This is a genomic window from Cyanobacteriota bacterium (assembly GCA_025054735.1).
Taxonomy (GTDB): Bacteria; Cyanobacteriota; Cyanobacteriia; order SKYG9; family SKYG9; genus SKYG9.
Genome location: JANWZG010000027.1, coordinates 1 through 16,018 on the forward strand (window position 1 = coordinate 1; position 16,018 = coordinate 16,018).

Sequence of the window (16,018 nt, forward strand, 5' to 3'; positions counted from 1 at the left end):
ATCACTACACTATCCATGCAGATGTTGTGGGCTATCAGTCCCGACCGCGCCTACCAGAGTTGGATCTCAGCACTCGCCTTGACCCCCTAGCTGCTTTGCAAACCTACCTCAGCGATCGTCAAGACTTGCAAGACATTGCTGCTGATATGCTAGCGGCTGCCCAAACCCTGCTGGCGAATGATGATGAGGTGGTGATGGACTTTCCTGCTGACTTGACAGCTATTCAGCAATTTCCTGACCGATCTCCTGACCAACTTTCTGAACCCTGCTCCAGCTCTATCCAACTGAGTATCCTCTAGGCAGGTTTGCTGTAACTTTGAGCTTGGGGTGTAGTGGATGATATGGCTCGTTAGTCTTGATGCCACTAAAATTAGACCCCGTAAGGTTCTGCACTGCTGTCGTGTCTGACAATTCTTCGTCCTCATCCCATCCCCGTCGCACCTATCAGTTTCTTTGGGTCGATCGCGCCCTAACATTACTGGCAGTAATCAACTTGGGGATTGTGTTATTCGACGCTACCTATCTACCACTTCGTCCACTCTACCTGCGAGGACGGGCTGCTCTAGAACAACTTGCCCACTCCGATCGAGAACGCTATCTTCAGCAAGTGGATGCTCTCAAAGCGGTGTTAGCCAGTCAAGAACTATCCTCACCGGAGGTTGATCGCCACCTGCAAACCCTGCAACGCCTTAGCCAGCAACTACGCCAGTCGGCACCCGTAGAAAGCTCGCCCGCAAGCACAATCGTCGAGATCGACCAACGGCTAGCGACGCGCACAGGGGTGATCGATGGTGCCATGGCAGCTCAGGTATTTTGGAGTCGAGACTATCTAGAAACCCGTGGTTGGCAACAGGAACTGGACTATTTTGACAACTTTGTTCGTTTTTTGTTGGTCTCTGATGAGCCAAACCTGCCCTATGACTTAATCAAAGGCATTGAACCCCATCGGCAAACCCAGACCTATGAGCGCACTGTAGATGATTTGACTGTTCAGTTACAGCTACACGGCTGGAACTCTGATCGCATTGACCCGCTTTTGGCTGATTTGCGCCGTTTCAGCACCCAACTCATTGATGATGATCCCTTTCAACGGGCAGGCAAGTCGGGATCACTAGAGCATATCAAGCTAACCATCAAGCGCCATATTTATACGGTTAATGACAGCGACCTCAAGCGGGTGCTACCTGGTCTAGGGTTATTGAGTACTGTAGGGTTATTGGATCTAGTCGCACCTGAAATTCTCTGGGCTGACAAGTCTGCTAAGCAGGCATTTAATATCTTTTGGAGCCGCGATCGCTTAGAAACTGTGGGCTGGCAGCCAGAGTTAGCCTTTTTCAATCAGGCTATACGACCTGCACTGCGAGTCAACTATTTCCGTCACCTAGGAACTAACGATCGTCCAATCGATCGCTTTTGGTTAGTAGATTTACCCTGGGTAGTGCTGTTTCTAGGGGAATTCTTAGTGCGTGTGTGGTGGTTGAGTCGTCCCCGATCGCAGACAGGCCTTACTTGGTCAACAGCCATGCTGCACCGTTGGTATGATGTGCTATTACTTTTGCCTTTTTGGCGCTGGTTGCGCGTTATTCCGGCTGTTATTCGGTTAGAGCAAGTGCAAATGCTAAATCTAGCGCCCCTACGGGCCTGGCTCAAGTTTAGTATCCTCGCTAATTTCACCGAAGAGATGTCCCAAGCAGTAGTGGCACGGGTATTGGGACAACTGCAAACTACCGTTCAACAGGGGGCTATTCGCCAAGCATTGCTATCGCCCCGCCAGCCTAAACGCGCCTATGTAGATGCTAACAACACCAATGAGGTAAAAGCGATTGTCGATCGTCTATGGCAACTGATGACATGCCAAGTACTACCCCAAATTCGCCCAGAATTAGACACCCTCCTCCGTTACCGCATCAACAAAACCCTCCAAAAAACCCGCTGGTATGCCCTTAGTCAGAGACTTCCCGGAATGAAGCGACTGTCTACTCAGATAGAAGGCAGTGTAGCAGCTAGACTTTCTGAACTGCTCTCTGAGGGCCTTATGCAGGCTTACTTAGCCAACAAAGACCTACCCCCTGATCCCGTGCTGGAGGAACTTACTCAACGAGTGATCGATCGCTTCACAACTGCCCTACAGACTGAGTTGAACCAATCTAGCGCCCTACGGGAAATTGAATTCCTTCTGGCTGAACTGTTAGAAGAGTTGAAGCTGACATATTTGAATAGAGTGCCTGCCGATAACACAATCCAGATGAGGCTCTCTGCCCAGACGATGGGCAAGCTGAATATCGATCATTCCTCTTCAAATTTGTGAGGATGTTCGTAAAGACTACTAAAGACTACTGTAGATAGTGCTAGACAACCTGCGGGAAAAGTTAATGACTGCATTGGCAGGCGCTCTACCCTGTGCAATTTCTGTGGGCTAAAATCGCAAATCTAAAATCCAAATCTAAAATCCAAAACAGTCCAAAACAGTATCACTAAACCTTGACTTGATAAACCATTGTTACCTAAAACTGACTGCCCATTCTGACTCAAACCACCTCAGAACTTTCCATAAAACGAGTGCCAAATTAATTGAACAAGTATAATTAGCGATAATTGTCAAGTATCGCCCCGTTCACTCAATTAACAAGGGAGACAAACTGTATGGACAACAATGGTCGTGGGCAAGTGCTTCATCCTAGTCGAATTGATATTCCAGCAACCGTGCGCTCTGAACTAGTGACAATTCTAAATCACACCTTAGCCCATACCCTAGATCTAAAAACCCAAGTCAAGCAAGCTCATTGGAATGTTAAAGGCATGGAGTTTTACACCCTTCATGAGTTGTTTGACGAGATGGCCACCGAGTTGGAAGAGTTTGTAGACTCCTTTGCAGAACGAGTAACTGCCTTGGGCGGCACTGCTATGGGCACGGCTCGGATGGTAGCCGCTGTCTCTACCCTGCCTGATTATCCCGTTGACCTGTTGGATGGAGTTGACCATGTTACGGCCTTGGCTGATCGCTACGCTACCCTGGCGAAGCTGGTGCGCGATGGCATTGCTAAAACTGACGAATTAGGGGATGCAGATAGCGCAGACCTATACACAGAAGTCTCCCGTGACCTTGACAAGCGTCTGTGGTTCCTTGATGCTCACTTGCAAACACCCTCACTGGTCTTGGAGGTAGCCTCTCCAAAGTCAACAGCCTCAATCACAACAGCCCCAGTTACTAGTACAGAGTCAGCAGTGCATTCAACCTCTACGGCAAAATCATCTGCAAAGGCCCCCACCAAAACAACTACTGCTAGCGCCGCAACTACTAACAAGACCAGTAAATCTGGAAGTGCCGCAAAAAGTGTTGGCACAACCAAGTCAGCCACAACCTCTAAGTCAGCATCCACAAAGTCCTCTACTTCATCTACTAATACGTCCTCTGCTAAATCAGCATCTACTTCAAAACCTCCGTCAACTACAGTGGCTAACAGCGCAACAGCAACTAATGGCATTGCGCCCAAAGCCAAGAGTGCAGCACCAAAGTTAGGAAGCCGAGCCAAGGGTGGCCAGAGTAAAAAATCGTAGTAGTTACAGTAACCCAAACTATAGGAGGCTGAGCCAGCTAGTAACCTATGGGTCTCTCTGCAGCCCAATTTTGCAACAAAGTGTTTACTTGGTCTGGAGCTTCATCCTGGGGGCAATGTCCAACCCCTTTAAGGGCAATAAAGTGCTGCACAGCAGAAAACTCTGCTAGCGCTCTACCTTTGGCGATCGGTTCCCACGGATCAGCAGCCCCCCAAATCATCAGCACAGGGCAACTCAACTGTGGTAGCAGTTCCTCTGGCAAAGGGCCATGGGAATAGGCTGTGAATGCCAAAAACACATCGGCTGCTCCTGGTGTGCGAGCAGGCGCTAGAATTAGGTTCACCAGTTCACTGGTAACAGCATCCTGATTACAATAAGCCTGACACAGCAAGCGTCGCACAACTCTGGGCTGGGCAATTTGTGAAAAGAATAGGCGACCGATCGGGCGATAGCTCAATAAGCGTTGCATCAGGGGCGCTGCTAGGCGTTCATGCCAAGAAATTTCCTGACGTTTGCGCTCGTGCAACAATCGCAACGAACAGTTCAGCAGTGCCATCCGGGTAACTAGTTCTGGAGCCATCACTGCTGCTTGCATGGCAACAATACAGCCGATGGAATTTCCTGCTAGCATGACCTGATCGCCCACTACCTCTCGACAAAACTCGACCACTTGCTCACCCCAAGTCTCGAACGTGTAATCGATTTTGGTTCCAGGGTTAGGCTTGTCAGAGTAGCCAAAGCCAATCAAATCAAGCGCATAGACACGATGGTTCACTGCTAAGACAGGCAAATTTTTGCGCCAGTGATCACTAGATGCTCCAAAGCCATGAATCAAGACGATCGCGATTCCATGGTCTCCTGCACACTGGTAACGAATCGTATGGCCGCGCCAAGTCCAGAATTGAGACTGGGGCTGGAGAGAACTCTCTAAAACTGGAGCCATGTCGTCGTCTTAGAAACCACTACCCTAAGAATCATAAATTAACCCTTTAATATTTGCCATAGCAGAGAACAATATGGATGGAGGCCGGTCAACTTTAGAATCTGCTACTAATGCAAATCCAGTAAAGTGGACTGATACAAAGCCAATAAAGGTAGTACCCATAAACTACTTTCCCCTTTCTAAGGTCTGTAAATGTATCTCTAGAAGGTATCTCTAAAATATGTGGGGCATGTATAGAGGTTTTTTCAGATTCATTAAAAATTTGGTTGATCTTTAGCTACAATAGTTAATCGCTCTGAAAATTGTTTAGTAGACTCACTCCCTTGAGGGCTGAGCTGCTACATCTTGTCACATCGTGATCGGCTAGCGACGATCAACGTCATTCCTACGGGATATATCAGAGTAGAGATATTTTGATATTGAGGTAACAGCGCTATGCTAGCAAAGCACGATGTAGACCTAAGCTAGTTGGCTAGTAATCAATCAGCGTTAGAGAGGTTGGAAAGGAATGGTTTCCGAGAAAAAAGATACAGCATCAGTAACCGAGGTGAAACCTGGCTTTAATCTTGCAACCTTTTTCAAGGAAACAAAAGAAGAGTTGGGTAAAATCACATGGCCTAGCCGTCAACAGCTTGTAAGTGAATCACTTTCGGTTGTGTTTATGGTTACCCTGTCAGCCGCTCTTGTGTACTTAGCTGATCAACTCTTCGACTGGATAGCTCTCCAGATATTCTGATTCGTGCTTCTTTGGTTAATTCTATCGTCACCCAATCGTCAAAGCATTTATGACCATGGTAGCTACCTCAGATGACCAATACAACTTGGATACCCATGATGACAACATTGATGTCTCAAAGTTGGCGCATTGGTATATTGTTCAAGTTGCGTCTGGTTGTGAAAAGAAGGTTAAGGCCAATCTGGAGCAACGCATCCAAACCTTAGATGTAGCCGATCGTATTCTTCAGATTGAGATTCCTCAAACACCGACGGTCAAACTTAAGAAAGACGGTAGCCGTCAAAGCATTGACGAAAAAGTCTTTCCGGGCTACGTGCTGATTCGGATGTTGATGGACGACGAAACATGGCTGATTGTCAAAAACACACCCAATGTGATTAACTTCGTGGGTGCTGAGCAAAAGCGCCGTTACGGTCGTGGTCGTGGCCACGTTAAGCCCATGCCCCTGAGCCAGGCAGAAGTGGAGCGGATCTTCAAGCAAGCTCAAGAACAAAAACCAGTGGTGAAAGTGGATATGGCCCCTGGAGATAAGGTATTGGTGCTTAACGGCCCCTTTAAAGACTTCGAGGGCGAGGTTATTGAGGTTAGTCCAGAGCGGAACAAGCTGAAAGCATTGCTGTCTATCTTTGGACGCGATACTCCGGTGGAATTGGAATTCAACCAGATTCAAAAACAAAGTTAACTAAGACCTCTAGTAGCAACATGGCAAAGAAAGTAGTAGCGATTATCAAGCTGGCAATTACTGCTGGTAAAGCAAACCCGGCTCCTCCGATCGGCCCAGCATTGGGTCAACACGGAGTCAACATCATGATGTTCTGCAAGGAATACAATGCGAGAACGGCTGACCAAGCGGGTCTGGTGGTTCCAGTCGAAATCTCAGTATATGAAGACCGGAGCTTTACATTTGTTCTAAAGACGCCACCTACCTCAGTCCTGATTTGCAAAGCCCTAGGTATTGAACGGGGATCAGCTCAGCCTAATAAGAAAAAAGTTGGCACCCTGACCCGTGAACAGCTAAGAACCATAGCCCAAACCAAGCTGCCAGACTTAAATGCCAATGACATCGAAGCGGCTATGCGGATCGTAGAGGGAACAGCTCGCAATATGGGTGTGTTAATTGCTGATTAGCGTTTGCTAGTGAGTAAATGCTTACTCGCTATTAGGTCAATTGTTGATATGTAGAGATGCAGTTAGAAGGGGAAGGGGTATGGTAAAGCGAATCTCGCGACGCTTGCGGGCGTTGCAGGAAAAGGTTGAAAAACGTCCATATACACCAGTTGAAGCACTGACCTTGCTGAAGGAAACAGCAACAGCAAAGTTTCCGGAGTCAGCCGAAGCTCACATCCGATTGGGGATCGATCCTAAGTATGCTGACCAGCAACTCCGGACAACTGTGGCTTTGCCTAAAGGTACTGGACAAGAAGTGCGTGTTGCTGTAATTGCTAGGGGTGAAAAAGTAACAGAGGCTACTAAAGCAGGAGCAGATGTTGCTGGCTCAGAGGAATTAATTGACGAAATTCAGAAGGGGCGGATGGATTTCGACAAATTGATTGCTACTCCAGATATGATGCCCCAAGTTGCAAAGCTAGGTAAGCTATTGGGGCCTCGTGGCCTAATGCCGTCTCCCAAGGGTGGAACAGTCACATTCGATCTAGGAAGTGCGATCGCTGAGTTTAAAGCTGGTAAACTAGAGTTTCGGGCCGATCGCACAGGCATTGTCCATGTGCTGTTTGGTAAAGTGTCCTTCTCCGTTGACGACTTGCTAGTAAACCTCAAAGCTCTGCAAGAGACGATTGATCGCAATCGACCTTCTGGGGCCAAGGGACGCTACTGGCGCTCAGTCTTTGTTGCATCCACAATGGGGCCATCCATCGAAGTTGACATTAGTGCCTTGCGAGAATTGAAACTGACGGAAGCCGCATGAAACAACCACGATAGAGATTTCTCTCTGTCATTTCACTAAAACTGAATTAACCCTGTCCATAACCGAAGACAGCAGGTGCCATCAGCTTAATATCCTGCCGAGGTTTGCAGCATACTGGGTTTACTTCCCTTTGTTCTGGCAGTTACAGCCAGTTCACTGCATTACCCCGGCGATCGTTCGTCCGGGTTTTTTTATGCGCGCACCGTTAACAATTTCCCAAGGCACGACTTATACCTACCAATCAAAAATCTCAAGGAGGTGATATAAACAATGGGCAAAACCCTAGAAGCCAAGCGAGAAATTGTCGAAGAGCTAAAGCAAGACCTGAGTGAGTCTCAGCTAACGCTGATCATCGACTACAAGGGGCTAACAGTGGCAGAAATTACTGACCTGCGGCGGAAACTTCGTCCTGCAGGGGCCAAATGTACCGTGGCCAAAAATACCCTTATGCGTGTTGCTGTTGACGGTGATACGACCTGGCAACCAATAACCAACTTTTTGGCTAACTCATCGGCATTTATCTTTATCAAAGATGATATTGCTGCCGCTATCAAAGCCTATCAAGACTTCCAAAAAGCATCTAAAAAGACCGAATTGCGCGGTGGGGTCATGGAAGGTATTGCTCTCAACGAGCAGGATTTGAAGACCATCCTTGATTTGCCACCGAAGGAAGTGCTCATAGCTCGCATTGCTGGTGCTATCAAAGCAATGCCTACCAGGCTAGCTGTGGCAGTTAATGCTGTTCCCACCAAACTGGCTGTGGGCATCAAAGAAGTGCCTAACAAGTTGGTACGTGCTATCAAGGCTGTTTCGGAGAAAGATTCCACATCCAATGCTGCCTAAGGTTGAACACTGCCTTGGGCTGAGTAGCCAACATCACCAACATCGACGGTGTCGGAGGTTGGTCGTTGGTCACTGAATCATCAAGACCTGTCCAAATGTTGTTATTGAGAGGAATACGGATCAATGTCTGCAAAAACTGATGAAATTTTAGAACAACTCAAGTCGTTAAGCCTGCTAGAAGCTGCTGAACTAGTAAAGCAAATTGAGGAAGCGTTTGGTGTTGATGCGTCTGCCCCGGCTGGTGGTGGCATGATGATGGCAATGCCTGCAATGATGGCTGGGGCGGCTGCGGCAGCTCCCGCGGAGGAAGTCGAAGAGCAAACTGAATTTGCTGCTATTCTAGAGGAAGTCCCTGCTGATAAGAAGATTGCTGTTCTCAAGATTGTGCGGGAGATCACTGGCCTGGGCTTGAAGGAGGCCAAAGAACTCGTGGAATCAACACCGAAGCCTATCAAAGAAGGTGTGCCTAAGGCTGATGCTGAAGACATCAAGAAGAAGGTTGAAGAGGCTGGTGGTAAGGTGTCTATTAAGTAACAGCATTGATGTAGTGCATGAAGCCATAGTATCTGAGGTAGATTGTTCGTTTCTTAGCGTAATTGTCTAGGAGAACTATCCCATCAACAGCAGTATTGTTGGTAGTGCTTAAAGGGAAGGTTAGGTCATAATTGTTGCTGAAGCTAGCGGTGAGGACTTAAATTTTCACTGCAAACGTCCTAGCTCACTCGTGTACTGCTACTAAAATTTCACTACAGGTGCCAGAGTAACCCAGATCCTTCTGGATGGGGATTATCTGGCACTTTTATTTAGGTAATTATCTAGGCGATTATTTAGGCGATCGCAACCCTAGGAACCGTAGGTTAGTCTTAGCAGTTCCCCTTTCAGAAGCCCTAAGACAACGGTATGATGCTTGTCGTTTACATCTCAATGCAGCCATGTCAGATCTCTACATCACTTGGACAGAATACCACCAAAAAATTGAGCAACTAGCTGTGCAAATTTATCAGTCTGGTTGGGATTTTAACCAAATTATCTGCCTAGCTAAGGGTGGATTACGAGTTGGAGACATCTTGGCGCGGATATTTGACCTACCGTTAGCAATCCTAGCGACTTCTTCCTACGGTGGTGTTAACAATCAAGTGCGGGGATCAATCACGATTAGCCGCGACTTAACCATGACGACTGCTAACCTGGGCAGTCATGTACTGCTCGTCGATGATTTAGTCGATTCTGGGGTGACCCTAAAGAAGACATTAATTTGGCTCGATCGTAACTATGGGTTTTATATCGAAGACATCCGCACGGCTGTGCTTTGGTATAAAGATTGCTCTCAGTATAAGCCAGATTACTATGTCAATTATCTGCCAGATAACCCTTGGATTCACCAGCCATTTGAACATTATGAGCGAATCACCCCAGCGGAGTTGGCGGCTAGCTTAACGTCATCAACTGCAAACCCTGAAATTTCAAGCCCTAAAGCATAGATAGCTGAGGCACATTTAGCACTATGATCTTGATGGTTCAGTGCTAGCTTTGCATGATGGATATAACATGAGTCAAGCTGGCAAACTAGGTGAAATGACGGGTTTGAAGTGACCAGTAAGGGAGCTTTTGAAGTGACCAGTAAGGGAGCTTTATGACAGACGGTTTGCAATCTAACCAAGCAGCAGCAACGCCTCAGGGCCAGCTACCAGTCTGTCCGGCTGGACGATCGCTACGGCAGGTGCAGTTTGAGGTTGTTACTGTTGATAGCCGAGGTCGGGAAACTGGCCGCACCCATAGTTATGCCTATGGATTTTCAGATTTCTTGACTGAGAGTGTCAGTTTAGACATGGTGGCTATCCCTAGGGGTGAGTTTCTAATGGGGTTTTCAGACAACCTGGGTGATAGTGATCATCACCCTAGCCGCTTAGTTACGGTTGCTCCTTTTTTTCTAGGACAATACCCAATTACCCAAGCACAGTGGCGTGTTGTTGCTGCTATGCCTAAAGTGCAACACGATTTGGAAGCATCTCCCTCTGCGTTTCAGGGCGACATGTTACCTGTAGAAAATGTCTCATGGCTAGAAGCTGCTGAATTTTGTGCCCGTCTGGCTCAGTACACAGGTTGTGCCTATCGGTTACCAACGGAAGCTGAGTGGGAATATGCCTGTCGAGCAGGAACCAGCACTCCTTTTCACTTCGGTGAAACGATCGCTCCTAACTTGGCAAATTATGATGGCAACTTTATCTATGGCTATGGCCCACGGGGCAAATATCGCAAGCAAACAACACCAGTTGGTTGTTTTGGTGTGGCCAACGCTTTTGGCCTATATGACATGCACGGCAACGTCTGGGAATGGTGTGCCAACCCCAAGCAGACAGTGACCTCCTCAAAAGATCCCCATGATTGGCGCTTAGGAGTTAACCAAGATGACTATCTCCAGCGTTTGCGGGGTGGCTCTTGGGATGATTTACCCTGGTTTTGCCGATCAGCAAACCTCTGTCGGCTATCACCTGAAAACAAGCTCAACCTAATCGGGTTTCGAGTTGCTTGTTCAACCTACGAAGCATAGTTGGGCTAGCCTGTTTAAATCTTGCTGCCTAACCCCTGTGAGTTTCACTGTGAGTCAACAACAAGTGCTGCACAATTTCACAAAAACCAGCTACCTCTGGGTAGTTTGTCACATAGCGAGGTAGATGGCACATAATCTGACTGTGCTCAGAGCCACAATAGGGCAACACATTAGCTACCCCGATTGACAGAGGAAACATCTCAGGGTTGAACATCGGTTCGTCGTTTGGACTATCGCCGATTGTCAGCACCTGCTGCGGTGTTAACTGAGGGAACTGACGAGCTAGCAATTGTTGCAACCCTATGGCCTTATCTTGACCGAGGGGCTTGATATGCCCTTGGATATTGCTGTAGGTAAACCCCCAACCCCGCTGTTGGCAGCAGGAGGCGATCGCACTCAACTCTGACTCAGTTAGCCCTGCTACGTCAAACGACCAATCAGTTAAGCGAAAGGCATTGTCTGAAGATGACTGTAACTTGGGAAACGTAGTTGCGAGTTCTTGAAAGAACTGGGCAAGTTGTTGTCGATGGACATCTATATCACTGATGGCAGACAACAGGAGAGTGTCTCCATCACCAGTGAGGTATAGTCCACCATTTTCAGCGATCGCCCCCATCACAGGCAGATAATGTACTAGGGCACTAGCCCATCCTGCTGATCGCCCCGTTGTTAGCACTACAGTGATACCAGCAGTTGCTAGCGCTTGCAGAGCTGTGAGTAATTGAGGTGTAAACCGTTGGTGACTAGTTAGCGTTCCATCAACATCTGTTGCCACCAACTGGACTAGCTGCAAATTGCTGTCGGCTAATTGCTGCAATGACGCTACCATGCCTAATCCTTACCAGTTAAGCCTTCTTAGCAAGCTGGGCGACATCCTCTTGCTCACGAGCGGCCTCTTGAATGAATGACTCCACTAACGCCACATCATCCTTGCTGCCGATGATCAACGGTGTGCGCATATGCAGCTTGTCGGGAATCAAATCTAAAATCTCTTGGTAACCATTGCTCGCCCGTCCTCCTGCCTGTTCAATCAAATAGGCCAAGGGTGCACACTCGTAAAGTAACCGCAGCTTACCTTCCGGCTTTTTCAGCGTACCAGGATAGAGGAAAACACCACCTTGAAACAGAATCCGGTGCAAATCGCTAACCATAGCACCACCATAGCGGGCAGTATAGCCCTCATGCCGATGGACGTAGCGAATGTAGTTACGAATGGGATCAGCCCATTGCCAGAAGTTTCCCTCGTTGACGCTGTAAATGGGACCATGCTCAGGAATACGAATGTTTTCGCTAAAGAGAATGAATTCACCTAGACTCGGATCCAAAATGAACGCATGAACTCCAGTCCCGATTGAATACACAAACATCGTGCTAGGGCCATAGAGAATATATCCAGCCGCAATCTGCTTCCGCCCACTCTGTAATAAATCGGTGGCTTGATGATTTTCGTCAGCACCCTCCTGTTGGCGAATAGCAAAGATAGAGCCAACATTGATGTTAATGTCCACGTTAGAGGAGCCGTCGATCGGGTCGTAAAGCAATGTGTAGCGTCCAATTGGGCAGTTTTCTGGAATGTAGTATGGTGTTTCCATCTCCTCTGATGCTAGACGGCAAACCAAACCACTTTGCTTAAAAACAGCAATAAACACTTCGTTGGCATACACATCCATCTTTTTGACGGTTTCGCCCTGAATATTAATGCCGCCTGTAAACCCAAGGGCACCTTCTAGCAGGCCTGCCAAGCTAAGCCTACGGGCAATGATCTTGCCTGCGAGGGCTAACCGATTCATAATTGCACTCAGATCTTGTGCCTCTGGAGAAAAGCTCTGCAACTGCTTCAAAACATGGCGGGAGAGGGTCATGCAGTCGCGGTCAAGAGCATAGCCATTGTCAAGCGTTTGCGCTGAATCAGTCATTGAGTTAAGCTCCCCTGCATCAAGTCCATCTAGTTACGTCCCATCATAGGTGGGGTTTTTTCAGGAGATGGCCAGATTTCAGGTTTTTTGTAGGAATCCAATGCGATCGAATGGATAAAACCGGAACCATGCCCGCCCTACGATATTGTCTATGGGCAAAAATCCCCACACATGGGAATCATTGCTGTTATTACGGTTATCTCCCATGACAAAGACAGTGCCTGACGGTACCTGAATGTCGGGTAATTGATAAGTAGGTGCGGCTGCTATGTAAGGTTCCTCTAGAGGTTGGCCATTGACCCAAACCCGACCTGACCTCACTGCTATTCGCTGTCCTGGTAAACCAATAACTCGTTTAATAAATACCTGTTGTTTGCGATAACCAAACTGTAACAACTGTTCCGGCGGCTCAAAAACAACAATGTCTCCCCGCTGAGGAAGATGAAACCGATAGGAAACCTTTTCCACTACCAGCCGATCGCCCACCTTCAGTGTCGGCTCCATAGAATTGGAAGGTATGAACCGAGGCTCGGCCACAAACAACCGCAGGAGCAAGGCTACAAACAGGGCTACCAGAACGAGCTGTGCGTTCTCTCTTAGAACAGACTTAGGAGGCTTAGCCTGACTTGGCTGATTAGATAGTGATTCAGGAGTCATAGACTAAGCATAGACTAAGCTCTGAGGCTAGGCAATAACTAGCCCACTCTCCACAGTCATGATGGGCGAACGCCATTCATACCTGCTAAAAGTGGGCATACAAGTGGGCAAAAGTTTAGGAACACCGGTTCAAAGACAACGTTTTATAAAGCACCAACGTTAGCAAGACCAAGAATTACGCCCAAGCCGAGAATATGTCCGAAGCTGGTGGTTGCTAGCAACGCTGGCAGGCCCATGCCACCAAACAAGTTGGGTGATGGCAATGCCGGGCCAACACTGGGATATTGAATGGTGTACTTGCCAATCGCAATCGCTAAAATGTTACAAATCACCATGACAATGGCAACTTTAGGACTCCACTCTAGGGTGGAAGGCACAGTAGTGGCCATCAGCGTCAAATAGGTCATTGATAATCTCCTAGTTACAAACTTAGTGTCATTACTAACAAGTAGACAAGACTCACCCGCGCTCATTCCCTATGGATAGGCCAGTAAAGCTTATCTTCCCTAGAAGAGTAGCGGAAAAACTTGCCCTGCTTGCGAATGATTACAAAATTGTTAAAACCAAAGACAATCGAGCATTTCCTCGCCAAGGACAGTTCCGTACCAGGTAGCCTATGGCTCTACTGAGCAACTGTCTCAGCTACAGGATATACGCTGACCTTTTTGCCACTTTTGCCACGTCGCTCAAAGGTCACCACCCCATCGATTAAAGCAAACAATGTATCGTCATTGCCACGACCAACGTTTTGACCGGGGTGAAAGTGGGTTCCTCGTTGCCGCACCAAAATATTGCCTGCACGAACAACTTGTCCCCCATATCGCTTTACCCCTAGCCGCTGGGCATTGGAGTCGCGACCATTACGAGTACTACCGGTACCTTTCTTGTGAGCCATGCTGTCCTCCCGTATGTCCTAACCAATCACTCTCAATCACTCGTGTTGTTACTGCTACTCACTGCATTTTAGACTAGTCAGCCGTTGTTTCGCTGGTTTCAGAGACATCAGCAATCTCATCTGATGCAGCATCCGTTGCTGACGTATCTGCTACCTCAACAACCACGTCACTCTCGACCACTGCTCCGCTGGGTACTTCGGTCGGAGTTACGTTAGGTTCTGCTGGCATGGGTTCTGCCACATTCTCAGGTACCACCTCCACAGCGGCTACTTCAGCACCAACTGTCTGTGATGATTCATTACCGTTGCTCTCGGCGATCGTCTCACCGTTTAGTGAAATCGTGTTGATCATCAAGCGAGTTAGCTCTTGGCGATGTCCCTGCTTCTTACGAGTCTTCTTCTTGGGACGCATCTTGTAAACCAAAACTTTGCGTCCACGCAACTGCCGCAGAACTGTAGCTTCCACGGTCGCTCCTTGAACGTAGGGTTGTCCAATTTGCACCGTACCATTGGTGTTGATAAACAGCACCTTGTCGATTGTTACATCAGCGTCAACTTCGTCAGGTAGGCGCTCAACGTCATAGAATCGCCCTGGTTCTACCCAGATTTGCTTGCCACCCGTTTCAATAATTGCGTATGCCATGCTTGTCTCCTAGGAAATTGCCGTACAGGTCAACATACGGTTAGTCACTATGCCTAAGCAAATAGACCTGAAACCCTGTTGTTAATACCTGATCCGAGCAGTCAATAACCGCCAAAAATTTGACAGCCGATCTACCATTTTTGCTACGAATGCAGCTCTTGTCAAGTGAACTGTTGAAGTAGTAGCTCAAGAGTTATGCTAGCGCTAGTAGCGCCACAACCCGATCGTCGGTGCGCAAGGGTTCAAAAGCAGGCTCCGTTCTGGCTAACTCTCGGTACTTGTCGGCACCTAGCTGAATCGCTTGGGAAAGACTGGCAATAGCACCCTCATAGTCTCCTTGAGCAGCTTGACAGCAAGCTTTATTGAACCAAGGCTTGGGCTGCTCAGGTCGGATTTGCAGTGCCCGATCGTAGGCAATAATCGCTGCCTCCCACTGTTGCAGTTTACGGTAAGCTGAAGCTTGGCCAAAGTGGGCCTCGTAGGAATCAGGCTTGAGCGTGATGGCTTCATTGTAGGCTTCAATGGCCTCTTCATACTGCTGGGAAATCAGCAACACTGATGCCTCCCCAAACCAAGCTTCATAAAACTCTGGATTCAGTTGTAGCGCCTTTTCATAGGAAAGAATCGCTTCATCGTAGCGTCCCTCAAAAAAGAAGGCATTACCCTGCTTCACGTAATCACCCGCAGAAAACGACAGTTGCGGAATTACAGATTTCAGGCTCTCCAAGATAGCGGTCAACCTGCCAATTTTAGGCTGAACATCCGGGGGCAGGGGGTCTTGTGGTGAGTCTGGTAACAACTTGGTGAGTTCTTGGATAGTGTCATCCTTGACAGCCTGTGCGTCTGCTACCATGGCCTGTAGTTGTGACGTAGCTTGAGACTTCAGTCCCTCAACTTCTTTTTTTGCAGCATCTATGTTGCGATTCATCCCATCTAGAGATGCTTGGGCATCGGCAACCATCTGATTAAACTGTTCTAGCGAGAGTTGTTTCAAGCTTTCAATCTGCTGCACTGAAATATCACGCTGGCGTTTGACCTCTTCAGTAATTTCTTTTTCAATCTGTTCTCGCACTTGAGTGACCAACTCACTAATGACGCTACGCCGCAGAAGCCATACACCTACTGCGATCGCGATAGGCACGGCTGTCAACAGGGTGAGCAAGATATTGAGAATCGTGGCAAAGTGGTCAAATGCTCGGTCTACTTCTAGTTCGACGCGATCGCGCAACAGGCCACTACCCGTGAGGGCATTATCGACGGCCTTCCGAATTTGCTGTTCGACCCGGAGCTGGCTGAGTTCCACCTGTTCAGCAGTAACCATTGGTGGCTGAGTCACACTATCACTGGCGCTA

General features: G+C 48.0%; 17 protein-coding genes, 2 pseudogenes and 1 other annotated feature. Of the genes and pseudogenes, 11 read left to right on the top strand and 8 right to left on the bottom strand.

Annotated features, from left to right (window positions below):
* The 3 genes and pseudogenes from NZ772_02540 to dps all read left to right on the top strand — a co-directional run.
* The coding region (locus NZ772_02540) for a nuclease (protein MCS6812439.1) at positions 1-299 on the top strand (299 nt) is incomplete at its 5' end.
* Positions 300-400: 101 nt separating this feature from the next.
* Positions 401-2,308, top strand: coding sequence for a hypothetical protein (locus NZ772_02545; GenBank protein ID MCS6812440.1), 1,908 nt, complete (start codon positions 401-403; stop codon positions 2,306-2,308).
* A 335-nt stretch (positions 2,309-2,643) separates the two neighbouring features.
* Positions 2,644-3,141, top strand: a pseudogene (gene dps, locus NZ772_02550) (DNA starvation/stationary phase protection protein Dps).
* A 454-nt stretch (positions 3,142-3,595) separates the two neighbouring features.
* On the opposite strand, the gene NZ772_02555 reads toward dps, so the two are convergent.
* Entirely contained in the window at positions 3,596-4,501 is a 906-nt protein-coding gene (locus NZ772_02555; protein ID MCS6812441.1) for an alpha/beta fold hydrolase, read from the bottom strand.
* A 508-nt stretch (positions 4,502-5,009) separates the two neighbouring features.
* Between NZ772_02555 and secE the strand changes: the two genes are divergently transcribed.
* From secE to NZ772_02595, 8 genes are all read left to right on the top strand, one after another.
* Entirely contained in the window at positions 5,010-5,237 is a 228-nt protein-coding gene (gene secE, locus NZ772_02560) for a preprotein translocase subunit SecE (GenBank protein ID MCS6812442.1), read from the top strand.
* 55 nt (positions 5,238-5,292) lie between these two features.
* Entirely contained in the window at positions 5,293-5,919 is a 627-nt protein-coding gene (nusG, locus tag NZ772_02565) for a transcription termination/antitermination protein NusG (GenBank protein ID MCS6812443.1), read from the top strand.
* Between the two features lie 20 nt (positions 5,920-5,939).
* The gene (gene rplK / locus NZ772_02570; GenBank protein MCS6812444.1) at positions 5,940-6,365 is read left to right on the top strand and encodes a 50S ribosomal protein L11; all 426 of its coding nucleotides are present in this window, start codon (positions 5,940-5,942) and stop codon (positions 6,363-6,365) included.
* Positions 6,366-6,444: 79 nt separating this feature from the next.
* Entirely contained in the window at positions 6,445-7,161 is a 717-nt protein-coding gene (gene rplA / locus NZ772_02575; GenBank protein MCS6812445.1) for a 50S ribosomal protein L1, read from the top strand.
* A gap of 44 nt (positions 7,162-7,205) precedes the next feature.
* Positions 7,206-7,363 (top strand) — a sequence feature (ribosomal protein L10 leader region).
* Between the two features lie 68 nt (positions 7,364-7,431).
* Entirely contained in the window at positions 7,432-8,004 is a 573-nt protein-coding gene (gene rplJ, locus NZ772_02580) for a 50S ribosomal protein L10 (protein MCS6812446.1), read from the top strand.
* A 123-nt stretch (positions 8,005-8,127) separates the two neighbouring features.
* Positions 8,128-8,538, top strand: a complete 411-nt coding sequence (rplL, locus tag NZ772_02585) for a 50S ribosomal protein L7/L12 (GenBank protein ID MCS6812447.1) — start codon at positions 8,128-8,130, stop codon at positions 8,536-8,538.
* A gap of 398 nt (positions 8,539-8,936) precedes the next feature.
* On the top strand, positions 8,937-9,485 hold the full coding sequence (locus NZ772_02590; protein ID MCS6812448.1) for a phosphoribosyltransferase family protein: 549 nt from the start codon (positions 8,937-8,939) through the stop codon (positions 9,483-9,485).
* A gap of 152 nt (positions 9,486-9,637) precedes the next feature.
* Positions 9,638-10,555, top strand: a complete 918-nt coding sequence (locus NZ772_02595) for a formylglycine-generating enzyme family protein (protein ID MCS6812449.1) — start codon at positions 9,638-9,640, stop codon at positions 10,553-10,555.
* 28 nt (positions 10,556-10,583) lie between these two features.
* Here NZ772_02595 and NZ772_02600 read toward each other — a convergent pair whose 3' ends face one another.
* The 7 genes and pseudogenes from NZ772_02600 to NZ772_02630 all read right to left on the bottom strand — a co-directional run.
* Positions 10,584-11,384, bottom strand: a complete 801-nt coding sequence (locus NZ772_02600) for a Cof-type HAD-IIB family hydrolase (protein ID MCS6812450.1) — start codon at positions 11,382-11,384, stop codon at positions 10,584-10,586.
* 16 nt (positions 11,385-11,400) lie between these two features.
* Complete coding sequence (gene fbp / locus NZ772_02605) at positions 11,401-12,471, bottom strand: class 1 fructose-bisphosphatase (GenBank protein ID MCS6812451.1); 1,071 nt, start codon at positions 12,469-12,471, stop codon at positions 11,401-11,403.
* Between the two features lie 78 nt (positions 12,472-12,549).
* The gene (gene lepB / locus NZ772_02610; GenBank protein MCS6812452.1) at positions 12,550-13,128 is read right to left on the bottom strand and encodes a signal peptidase I; all 579 of its coding nucleotides are present in this window, start codon (positions 13,126-13,128) and stop codon (positions 12,550-12,552) included.
* Between the two features lie 143 nt (positions 13,129-13,271).
* A complete protein-coding gene (gene psaK, locus NZ772_02615) occupies positions 13,272-13,535 on the bottom strand; it encodes a photosystem I reaction center subunit PsaK (protein ID MCS6812453.1) in 264 nt (87 codons plus the stop codon).
* 215 nt (positions 13,536-13,750) lie between these two features.
* Positions 13,751-14,023, bottom strand: a complete 273-nt coding sequence (rpmA, locus tag NZ772_02620; GenBank protein ID MCS6812454.1) for a 50S ribosomal protein L27 — start codon at positions 14,021-14,023, stop codon at positions 13,751-13,753.
* Positions 14,024-14,348: 325 nt separating this feature from the next.
* Positions 14,349-14,666, bottom strand: a pseudogene (rplU, locus tag NZ772_02625) (50S ribosomal protein L21).
* 193 nt (positions 14,667-14,859) lie between these two features.
* On the bottom strand, positions 14,860-16,018 hold a 1,159-nt coding region (locus NZ772_02630), incomplete at its 5' end, for a tetratricopeptide repeat protein (protein ID MCS6812455.1).

Bases quoted from the DNA above. Each gene is read 5' to 3' on its own strand.
- NZ772_02555 (MCS6812441.1), bottom strand. From the start codon at position 4,501: ATGGCTCCAGTTTTAGAGAGTTCTCTCCAGCCCCAGTCTCAATTCTGG.
- secE (MCS6812442.1), top strand. From the start codon at position 5,010: ATGGTTTCCGAGAAAAAAGATACAGCATCAGTAACCGAGGTGAAACCT.
- nusG (MCS6812443.1), top strand. From the start codon at position 5,293: ATGGTAGCTACCTCAGATGACCAATACAACTTGGATACCCATGATGAC.
- rplK (MCS6812444.1), top strand. From the start codon at position 5,940: ATGGCAAAGAAAGTAGTAGCGATTATCAAGCTGGCAATTACTGCTGGT.
- rplA (MCS6812445.1), top strand. From the start codon at position 6,445: ATGGTAAAGCGAATCTCGCGACGCTTGCGGGCGTTGCAGGAAAAGGTT.
- rplJ (MCS6812446.1), top strand. From the start codon at position 7,432: ATGGGCAAAACCCTAGAAGCCAAGCGAGAAATTGTCGAAGAGCTAAAG.
- rplL (MCS6812447.1), top strand. From the start codon at position 8,128: ATGTCTGCAAAAACTGATGAAATTTTAGAACAACTCAAGTCGTTAAGC.
- NZ772_02590 (MCS6812448.1), top strand. From the start codon at position 8,937: ATGTCAGATCTCTACATCACTTGGACAGAATACCACCAAAAAATTGAG.
- NZ772_02595 (MCS6812449.1), top strand. From the start codon at position 9,638: ATGACAGACGGTTTGCAATCTAACCAAGCAGCAGCAACGCCTCAGGGC.
- NZ772_02600 (MCS6812450.1), bottom strand. From the start codon at position 11,384: ATGGTAGCGTCATTGCAGCAATTAGCCGACAGCAATTTGCAGCTAGTC.
- fbp (MCS6812451.1), bottom strand. From the start codon at position 12,471: ATGACTGATTCAGCGCAAACGCTTGACAATGGCTATGCTCTTGACCGC.
- lepB (MCS6812452.1), bottom strand. From the start codon at position 13,128: ATGACTCCTGAATCACTATCTAATCAGCCAAGTCAGGCTAAGCCTCCT.
- psaK (MCS6812453.1), bottom strand. From the start codon at position 13,535: ATGACCTATTTGACGCTGATGGCCACTACTGTGCCTTCCACCCTAGAG.
- rpmA (MCS6812454.1), bottom strand. From the start codon at position 14,023: ATGGCTCACAAGAAAGGTACCGGTAGTACTCGTAATGGTCGCGACTCC.